Below are 9561 nucleotides of genomic sequence, written 5' to 3'. Positions count from 1 at the left end.
GAAGCCAGCCGGATCCTGAGAAGAAAGAGCGGCGCTTTTTTACCCGCTCCGTAGGCCAGGCGACAGAGTTCTGCCTCTAATGTTCCTGCGCGGGGCTTAAAATAAACACAAAGACGCCGCCGGGGCTCTGTTTACCCGCGGCGGGCGCTTATGATAAACTTTCCCCCGCTGGGGCGCCCCCACCGCCCCGCGCCGTCGCCTCGCCGGGCCCCCACGCCGGGCGAGCCGTTTTTTCGTATGATAGACCACGCACGACGGGAAGACAAGGGATCAGACGCCGGAATCCGGGTGGATCCCTAGATGCCGCACGATCTTCCGGTATAGCTCCTCCACGTCCGGCGACGCATCTTTGCGCTGCGCGATCCACCACCGCGGTAAGCGGTAAGAAGACGGCAGGTATCCCCCCGGGTATCATCAGGCCCGAGGGGATACCTCCCCCATCCAAAGGAGGCGCAAGGCGTTCAGGCACCGTTCCCGAGGTGGGTGGCGATCCCGCTGCTCCGGACGATCCAAAGGCGACACGCTCCTCTGGATGGTCCCTCGCCTTCTTCGCATCGCTCCCCCCTCGGCGTTTTCTCCGGAGCTTAGGCCCCCCGCCCTATTAGACAAGGCCAACTTGAATGAGTATAAACCAGGATAGAGGGGCAAACGACTTCGCCGGCCCGCCCTCCCCACCGCCACTTTCCCGGGACGGATGGCATCCCATAAGGGTGGGCGGCCTCGCCTGTCCACAACCCGCATCCATCCTCTCTACCCACGGCTCTCTGGGCGATTGGGAGAGAGGAAGAAGGAATCTTGGATCTCTTAGCCCTTCGGGCGATGCCGCCTCGCCCGGCAGGCTCCCAAACTGGTCAAAGCGGCGGCAACTCGGTTAAGTTAAATATGGGAAACCGTTGCCCGGTCTCCAAGCCCTTGAAAGGCCGGATGAGATGATGCGCCTGGAAACAGCGGAAGGCTGGATTACACTGAACCTCCAGCGGGGGGCGCTTTCCCTTCACCTCTATGGGCAGGATGTCCTCGCTTATGACCGGGCCGGACGGCTCTGGAGCGCCGCTCTCGGGGAGATCACCTATCGCCGGGGCCTGGACAATCGCGTCCAAGCCATCCAGGCGACCCCGGAGGGAACTCGACGCCGATGGCTGACGCGGGAGGAGATCCGGCGGCTGGAAGATGAGCTCGCCAGCCGGCTGCGGACGCTCGGAGGTCTGCTGGCCGGAGGCGCGTTCCGATGGATCACCCCTCCTCCTGACGAGCGGACATGGCAGGAGGCGCTCTCAGTGCTCGACCGGGCCTCCCGTATGGATTTCGAGGCCCTGGAAGCGGATGCCCAGCGGTTCGCGGAAGTTTACGCGCCTATCGGCATCCTGCCCCCCGATCAATACCTCTCGCTGGTGGTCCAGGCTACCCTCGGATGCCCCTTCAACACCTGCACTTTCTGCGGCTTCTACCGAGCCGTTCCCTTTCGGGTTCGATCGCCGGAGGACTTTGAGGCCCATCTGAGGGCGATCCGCGCGTTCTTCGGCCACGGGCTGTGGATGCGGCGGACGATCTTCCTGGGCAGCGCCAACGCGCTGGCGATCCCCATGCCTCGCCTGATCTCTCTCCTGGAGCGACTGAGGCGGATCTTCCCGGTGCGAACGGATCGAGAAGGGGAAGGATTCGCGGGGATTTACGCCTTCCTGGACGGCTTCACCGGGTTGAAGAAAACCATCGGGGATTACGAACAGTTGCGCGCCCTCGGCCTGCGTCGGGTTTACATTGGTCTGGAAAGCGGCCATGAGCCGCTGCTGCGGTTCCTGCAGAAACCGGCAACGGCCGAACAGATGATGGAAACCGTGGGGCGCCTGAAAGCCGCGGGCCTTCCTGTCGGCGTGATCGTCATGATCGGCATTGGGGGGGATCGATTTGCCGAAGGCCACGTCCGGGATACCCTGGCGGTCCTTCAAACCATGCCGCTGGGCCGGGGAGATCTGGTTTATCTATCCGACTTCGTGGAAATCCCAGGCACGCCGTATCGAGCGCGGGCGGAGGCCCTGGGGATCCGTCCGCTCTCCCCGATCGAGCGTCGGGCACAAGCCGAGGCCCTTCGCGCCGGTCTGCGACACTCGGACGGAGAGGGTCCTCGGGTGGCTCCATATGCGATCGAGGCATTCCTGTATTAGTCCAGCGGCTCGAGGGGGGCAGGGACGAGGCGCGCCCCTGCCCCAGACTGGCGGATCGCTCAGTCCCGCTCCTCCGGGGCACGGGGTTCCCCGCGCAGGCCCCGGGTGATCAGACCATGGACCTTCAAAGGCAGCCCGAACAGTCGGATGAAACCGGCGGCGTCCTTGTGATCGTAAGCCCCCACCGTGTCAAAAGAGACGATGTCCTCCCGGTAGAGACTGTAAGGCGAGCGCCGGCCCACCACGAAAACGTTCCCCTTATACAGCTTTAGCCGCACTTCCCCGGTGACATTGCGCATCACGGTCCTCACGAAGGCATCCATCGCCTCCCGCAGGGGGCTGAACCACCAGCCGTAGTAAACCAGCTCTGCATACCGCAACGCCAGGCCCTGCTTGAAATGCATGGTCTCGCGATCTAAACAGAGGGTCTCCAGCGCCCGCAGGGCTTCCACTAGGATGGTGCCCCCTGGCGTCTCGTAAACGCCGCGGGACTTCATCCCTACCAGCCGGTTCTCCACCAGGTCCACCCGCCCGACGCCGTGCTTCGCGCCCAGGGCATTGAGCGCCTCCATCAGGGGAACCAGCCCCATGAGCTGGCCGTTCAGGGCGACAGGGACCCCCTGTTCGAACGCCAGGGTGATGATCTCCGGAGTTTCCGGCGCCTTCATAGGATCCACCGTCCACAGGAAGACATCATCCTCCGGTTCCCAGTCGGGGTCCTCGAGTGGACCGCCTTCGTGGGAGACATGCCAGAGGTTGCGGTCGCGGCTGTAGCGGCTGGTGCTCCACTCGAGGGGGACCCCATGGGCTCGCGCGTATTCGTAGGCCTCCCGACGGGAGGTGATGGACCACTCCCGCCACGGGGCGATCACCCGCAGATGCGGCGCCAGGGCTTGGTAGGCCAGCTCAAAGCGAACCTGGTCGTTGCCCTTCCCGGTCGCCCCATGGGCCACCGCGTCAGCCCCCTCTTGGAGGGCGATCTCCACCTGATGCTTAGCGATCAGAGGGCGCGCCATCGCCGTCCCCAGCAGGTATTTACCCTCATAGACCGCGCCGGCCTGCACGGTGGGGAGCGCGTAATCCCGCAGGAACTCCTCTCGCAGGTCGCGGATGATCACCTTTGAGGCCCCACCGGCATAGGCCCGCTCCTCAATCCCTTTCATCTCATCGGCCCCCTGGCCGATATCGGCGCAGAAGGCGATCACCTCACACCCGTAGGTCTCCCGCAGCCACGGGATAATGGTGGAGGTGTCCAGACCGCCGGAATAAGCCAGCACCACTTTGCGAACCATTTCCGCCTCCGAAGCCTTGTGATTGCCGGGGTAGTGTCGCACTGCCGACGAATGAAGGATGGAGCGTCCATGGCCTTTTCCATGGATTCCCACTTCGTCGCTCACTCCAGCCTTAAAGCCACCGCCACTTCATCGCAGCGCTCTCGAAGCGGGCAATGCACACAATCCCGCCACACTTTCTCCGGGAAGCGGTCGCGATCGGTGACCGCAAATCCCAGGCGCTCGAAGAAGGGAACCGCGCGGGTGAGGGCGAAAACGACACGCGCGCCGGCGGATCGCGCCCGCTCCACCAGCGTCTGCACGATCGCTCCCCCCACCCCATTGCCCTGATAGGCTTCGTCCACGGCCAGGGAACGGATCTCCGCCAGGGTGGGGGACATCCACACCAGAGAACCACAGCCCACGATCCGCCCCCCTGCCTCCGCCACCACCCAGTCCGGGAGCGTGGCCGCGATCTCCTCCGCGCCCCGTGGGAGAAGCCATCCCCGCCGGGCGTAGTCGTTCACCAGCGCGTGGAGGATCGGGACGTCCTCCGGACGGGCAGGGCGGATCTGCATGGATTCCCCTCCTTTCGAGCTTTTTGTGAGAGTTGCTGGTTTCCCGGAAGCCGCTGAAGGCAGAACCTCCGGGGCACCCTGGATCGCACCAGGCTAGGCCGCCATGGCCTCCTGGAGGATCGCAATCGCTTCATCGATGTGGGATCTCTCCACGATCAGTGGAGGGATCATCCGCACCACATGATCGCCGGCTATGGCGAGGAGCAGCCCTCGCTCCAGGGCGGCCGCTGTCACGCCCCGGGCGTCCCCTTCGATCTCGATCCCCACCAGCAGGCCCCGGCCTCGGATCTCCCGCACGCCTGGAAGCTCTGCTGCCCACAGGCGTTCCATCAGATAGGCTCCCATTTCCCGCACGTGAGCCAGGAAAGCGGGGGCGCGGAGGCGTTCGAAGACATGGAGGGCTACCGCGCTCACCAGCGGCCCGCCGGCGAATGTGCTGCCGTGATCGCCCGGCTGCAGGACGGCGGCCACTTTCTCCTTCATCAGCACCGCGCCGATGGGCAACCCGTTGGCCAGCGGTTTGGCCACCGTCAGCAGATCCGGCTCCACCCCATACGCCTCATACGCCCACAACGTCCCCGTGCGCCCCAGGCCGCATTGCACCTCATCGAAGATCAGGAGGGCCCCTACTTCATCGCACCGCTCCCGCAACGCCCGCAGGAACTCCGGCGAGGCGACGTGCACACCTCCCTCTCCCTGGATCGGCTCCACGATCACGGCGCAGGTTTCCGCGGTGATGGCCGAGCGGGCCGCTTCCACATCGTTAAAGGGAGCAAAGGTCACGTCGGGGATCAGGGGGGCGAAGGGCTCGCGGTAGGCAGGCTTCTCGGTAACTGAAAGGGCGCCCATGGTGCGCCCGTGGAAGCTATGGGTGAAGGCAAGGAACCCCGTCTTGCGGTCGCTGAAATGGATCCGGGCGAACTTGCGGGCGAACTTGAGGGCGGCTTCCACTGCTTCCGCTCCGGAGTTGCAGAAGAAGACACGGTCGGCGAAGCTGTGGGCCACCAGGGCCTCCGCCAAGCGCAGATGGGGCTCCGTGTGGTAGAGGTTGCTGAGGTGAACCAGCCGTCGGGCCTGCTCCGCGATCACCTGGGCGACCCCAGGGTCGGCATGGCCTAGAGCGCACACAGCGATCCCAGCCACGAAGTCCAGATAGCGCCGGCCAGCCGCATCATACACATACATCCCCTCGCCGTGAGTGAAGACGATGGGCGGCCGCCGGTAGGTCGGCGCCAGCATTCGTTCCGCAAGGGCCACCAGGTCTTCTGCGTTCATGCGTTTATTTCCCCCCCACGATCTCAGTGCCTCCCTGTCGGAGGCCTGCCAGGTTCGTGATCCGCACGCGGCGCACGCCGGCTTCGAGGGCTTCCAAGGCCGAGCGGACCTTGGGGACCATGCCGTCGCGGATGATCCCGGAAGCGATCAGGGCTTCCGCCTCTTCCGCGCTCAGCGACGGCCGGATCTCTTCACCCACTCGAACGCCGGGCACGTCGGTGAGGAAGACGAGCTCGTCGGCGGGGAGCGCGGCGGCGATCGCCGCCGCCATCTGGTCGGCGTTCACGTTGTAGAGCCCATCCGGCCCCAGGCCGATGGGGGCGATCACCGGGAGAACCCCCTCCGCGATCCAGCGCCGGAGGCGCCCAGCGTCCACTTCGGCGGGCTTTCCGACCCAACCCAGGTCCGGCAAGGGGCTCACGCGCACCAGGCCCAGATCCGCCCCGCACAGTCCCAGGGCAGGCAGGCCGGCTCGCATGAGGGCGGCCACCAGGGTCTTGTTGGTCAGCCCGGCCAGGGTCATCACGGCCAGCTCGCGGGTCTCCTCGTCGGTCACCCGCAGGCCGTTCACATAACGTGGCGTGAGGCCGACCCGTCGCTGCCAGGCGCTCACCGCCTTTCCACCGCCGTGAACCAGGACCGAAGCTGAGGTGAGCTCCTTCAGGGCAGCGCTCAGATCCTCCATGAAGGAGGGCTGGTCCAGTTCGTTCCCCCCGATCTTGATCACCCGCACAGACTGTCCTCCCTCTGATGCCCTGAACATCTCCCTTCGCCTCCCACCGTCCAATTGGGAACCCCTCCACCTTCCATGGAAATCTGCGGACTTGCGTGGGATCGGCGGACGCCCCTGTCCCTACAACAGCCCGGCCGTCTCCGGCAGCCCGAACATCACATTGAGGTTCTGCACGGCCTGCCCGGCGGCGCCCTTGATCAGGTTGTCAATTGAAGCGGTCAGGATGACCATGCCGGCCTCCGGCACGCCGGTCACCGAAAGCACGCAGAGATTGGTGCCCACGCTGTGGCGGAGCGTGGCCAGGTTGCCCGGCGGGAGCACCTTCACAAAGGGCTCCGGGCCGTAGGTCTCCACCAGCAGATCTCGGACCATTCCCTCGGTCCAGCCGGAAGCCAGGGGCACGTAGATCGTGGCCAGGATCCCCCGGGCCACCGGAAGCAACTGGGGGGAGAACACCAAGGGACCGATGGTCCCGTTGAACATGTGAAGCATCTGCTCGATCTCCGGCAGATGCCGGTGAACCCGGCCGATGTTATAGGGAGAGAGGTTCTCATCCACCTCAACAAAATGGGTGTTCAGGGAGGGCTTGCGGCCCGCCCCCGAGACGCCCGACTTGGCGTCCACAATGATCGGGCCGGGGCCGACGGCGCCCGCCCGGACGAGCGGGAGCAGGGCCAGCAAGGTCGCGGTGGGGTAGCAACCGGGGTTGGCGATCAGGCGGGCCGAACGGATCGCAGAGCGGTTCCATTCCGTCAGGCCGTAAACCGCTTCCGAAAGCAGATCTGGGGCAGAGTGTTCTTCCTTATACCATCGAGCATAGGCGATGGGATCCTTTAACCGGAAATCGGCGGAGAGATCGATCACGCGGACTCCCACCGCGAGGGCCTGGCGGGCGACGGCGGCGGAGACGCCATGGGGCAACGCCAGGAACACCACGTCCACCTGATCCAGCGGAGCTTCGGAGAAGCTCACAATCGGGAAGTCCTCCAGCACCGGGAACAGCTGGGCGAGAGAGCTGCCGGCCCCGCTCTCGGAAGCGGAGAAGACGATCTCCACCATCGGATGCCGCCGCAACAGCCGGAAGACCTCAAACCCAGCGTATCCGCTCACCCCATAGATCCCTGCTCGAATCATCGCCGCCCTCCAAAGAAGACCTTCACAATCAGCCAGGGCCTCCTCCCTCCTTAGGCCGTGGAGAGGAGAATCGATTCCATCCGCGTGGATCGGCAACCGTCTCAAACCAAACAAAAAACCCCCCGGGCATCAGAGCCCGGGGGGTTGGAATTCATTGCGGGATCGTCAAACATCAACAACCAAGCACTCGCCTCCCCGCGCCGGGCCCGATGCCCAGCAGGGTCTTCGGACGACGGATGCGTGGGAAGCGAGCCATACCGTTCAACGTCCTCACTCCAGTTCGGGCTGAATTTGGGCAAATGATAATCGGCTTCCGGCAACTTGTCAAGAGGCACCGAACGCCGGGGCCTGAACCCCTGGCGCTGGGGACGGATCGATGGGGGGATTCCTCAGCGACGCAGGGTCCCCCCTCCCGTTCTCCCCTCCTCACGGCCCCAAGGGCCATGAGGAGGGGAGAAGAGGCTTCCTGAGGAAGCCAACGGCGTAACTCTTCGATCCGGATTGAAACGTTCTACGAGCGTTGTTCGTAAACCTCCGGGTTCACGCAATGAGGAAGCCGTTCGCCCCGCAGGCCAGCCAGAACGTTGAGGGCGGCAAGCTCGGCCATGCGATTGCGAGTGGTCACGGTGGCGCTGCCGATGTGGGGGACCACCAGACAATTCGGCAGCTGGAGGAGCGGATGGTCCGCAGGCAACGGCTCAGGGTCTGTCACATCGAGGGCAGCAGCGAAGATGCGCCCCTCCTTCAGGGCTTCGTAGAGCGCCTCCGGGTCCACAATCGGACCGCGAGCGGCGTTGACCAGGACCGCGGTGGGCTTCATTTTAGCGAAAGCTTCCCGATTGATCAGCCGGTAGGTCGTTGGGTTCAGATCGGTGTGGATGGTGATGAAATCGCTTTCACGCAACAGGGTGTCCAGATCGACGAAGACGGCTCCCACCTCGGATTCAGCCGCCTCGTTCCGACGCACATCGTAATACAGGATGCGCATGTGGAATCCCTTCGCCCGACGGGCCACCGCCGTCCCGATCCGCCCCATGCCGATGATCCCGATGGTGGCTCCGTAGACATCCTGTCCGAGCAACAACAGCGGACCCCAAGTCACCCAGTGGCCGCCCCGCACGTAATCGATCCCCTCCTGGATCCGCCGGGCGGCGGCCAGCAGCAGGGCCCACGTGAGATCGGCCGTTGCCTCTGTTAGGACCCCCGGGGTGTTCCCCACAGGGATCCCCCGTCGAGTGCACTCGGCCACATCGATGTTGTCGAAGCCAACCGCCATGTTGCTGACGACCTTCAGGCGGGGCGCCGCATCCAGCAGTTCCGCGTTTACCTTCTCCGTTAACAAGCAGAGCAGGCCATCCGCATCCGCCACCTCTCGCAGCAGAACCTCCCGGGGAACCGGCAGGTCGCTGTCCCATACTTTCAGCTCAGCATGCTCGCGCAGGATCTCGAAGGCCCGTTCTGGGATCCGCCGGGTGATGTAAACTTTGGGTTTCGTCATGGGAGGCCTCCGTTTTGTGAGAACTTATCGAGGTTTGAGGGCTGGAGGACCTTCTTCAGCGGTGCCCCAGCCTCCAAATGACTTTTCCCCCCTTGCTCGTGATCCTCCGGGCTGCGAGGGGGACAAGCGGAGCTGGGATAGTGATTTCCTTAATAGAATAGATAGGATACTTTGCCCCTCCCCCCTGGATCCCAACAGCGTGAATGGAACGCCGGCTTTCGCCTGGGTTCGTGAGAGGGCAGGCCTTGCCCCACCCCCGCAAAAATATTCCAAAGGCCGGACAGTCCCTTCTGCAGCGAACGCTTATGCTCGGGTTCCCCCTCCCTGAGGCCCCTTGGGCTCAGGGAGGGGATGATTCATGGTGATAGGCGTGGGAAGCCGCCAGGAGCGGTCCCCTGCGCCCGCGCGGACACCGAACAGAAATCGCGATCCGCCATCCGTCAGCATGACCGAGAAGCAGGGGCATGGGGAGATCCAGGCCGCCAGCCCTCAACCGGAGGGAGGGCGGCAGGGCCATCGGCCTCGTGGCCCATCCCAATCCCCGCCGTTTATCCGACCCCGCCGCTCTCTAGCGTCTCCACCGCCTGATCGACCAGCTCCACCAGCTCCTCCCACTCCTCCTCGGTCAGGTGGATCGAGACGTTGCCCAGCTCGAGGTGGAAGAGGGAGTGGCCATCATCCCCGGTGCTGCGCCAGAGGGTGAAGTGCTCGGTTTCCGCGAGGGTCTCCATCTCAAACTCGTCTTCGGGATCGTTCGGGAACATGGGGTCGCTCCTTTTTCTTTTCTCGATTTGAGGGGTTTATATGAGGGGCGGGGGGGGGGGGGGGGGGCCCCCCCCCCCCCCCCCACAAAAAATATAGAAAAACAAAAGCCCCCGGCGGGGGGGGAGAAAAAAGGGGGGGGGAACGG

At 64.5% G+C, this 9561-nt stretch carries 8 protein-coding genes; 1 reads left to right on the top strand and 7 read right to left on the bottom strand.

Annotated features, from left to right (window positions below; genetic code table 11):
• Positions 1–932 precede the first annotated feature (932 nt).
• Positions 933–2162, top strand: a complete 1230-nt coding sequence (locus NZM16_RS04085) for a radical SAM protein (protein ID WP_295478746.1) — start codon at positions 933–935, stop codon at positions 2160–2162.
• Between the two features lie 59 nt (positions 2163–2221).
• On the opposite strand, the gene NZM16_RS04080 is transcribed toward NZM16_RS04085, so the two are convergent.
• The 7 genes from NZM16_RS04080 to NZM16_RS04050 all read right to left on the bottom strand — a co-directional run bounded on the left by NZM16_RS04080 (position 2222) and on the right by NZM16_RS04050 (position 9415).
• Complete coding sequence (locus NZM16_RS04080) at positions 2222–3454, bottom strand: argininosuccinate synthase (RefSeq protein ID WP_295451244.1); 1233 nt, start codon at positions 3452–3454, stop codon at positions 2222–2224.
• Positions 3455–3555: 101 nt separating this feature from the next.
• Complete coding sequence (locus NZM16_RS04075; protein WP_295451247.1) at positions 3556–4011, bottom strand: N-acetyltransferase; 456 nt, start codon at positions 4009–4011, stop codon at positions 3556–3558.
• 93 nt (positions 4012–4104) lie between these two features.
• Entirely contained in the window at positions 4105–5286 is a 1182-nt protein-coding gene (locus NZM16_RS04070; protein ID WP_295451248.1) for an aspartate aminotransferase family protein, read from the bottom strand.
• Positions 5287–5290: 4 nt separating this feature from the next.
• Positions 5291–6049, bottom strand: a complete 759-nt coding sequence (gene argB / locus NZM16_RS04065) for an acetylglutamate kinase (RefSeq protein ID WP_367281004.1) — start codon at positions 6047–6049, stop codon at positions 5291–5293.
• Between the two features lie 90 nt (positions 6050–6139).
• Positions 6140–7153, bottom strand: coding sequence for an N-acetyl-gamma-glutamyl-phosphate reductase (argC, locus tag NZM16_RS04060; protein WP_295451251.1), 1014 nt, complete (start codon positions 7151–7153; stop codon positions 6140–6142).
• A gap of 511 nt (positions 7154–7664) precedes the next feature.
• Positions 7665–8651 carry a D-glycerate dehydrogenase gene (locus tag NZM16_RS04055; protein WP_295451252.1) on the bottom strand — a complete coding sequence of 329 codons (987 nt, stop codon included), beginning with the start codon at positions 8649–8651 and terminating at the stop codon, positions 7665–7667.
• A 548-nt stretch (positions 8652–9199) separates the two neighbouring features.
• Complete coding sequence (locus NZM16_RS04050; protein ID WP_295451254.1) at positions 9200–9415, bottom strand: hypothetical protein; 216 nt, start codon at positions 9413–9415, stop codon at positions 9200–9202.
• Positions 9416–9561: the final 146 nt, after the last annotated feature.

Origin of the sequence: Thermoflexus sp. (genome assembly GCF_025055495.1) — a bacterium.
Lineage (GTDB): Bacteria > Chloroflexota > Anaerolineae > Thermoflexales > Thermoflexaceae > Thermoflexus.
This window is presented reverse-complemented; position numbering and strand designations above follow the sequence as displayed.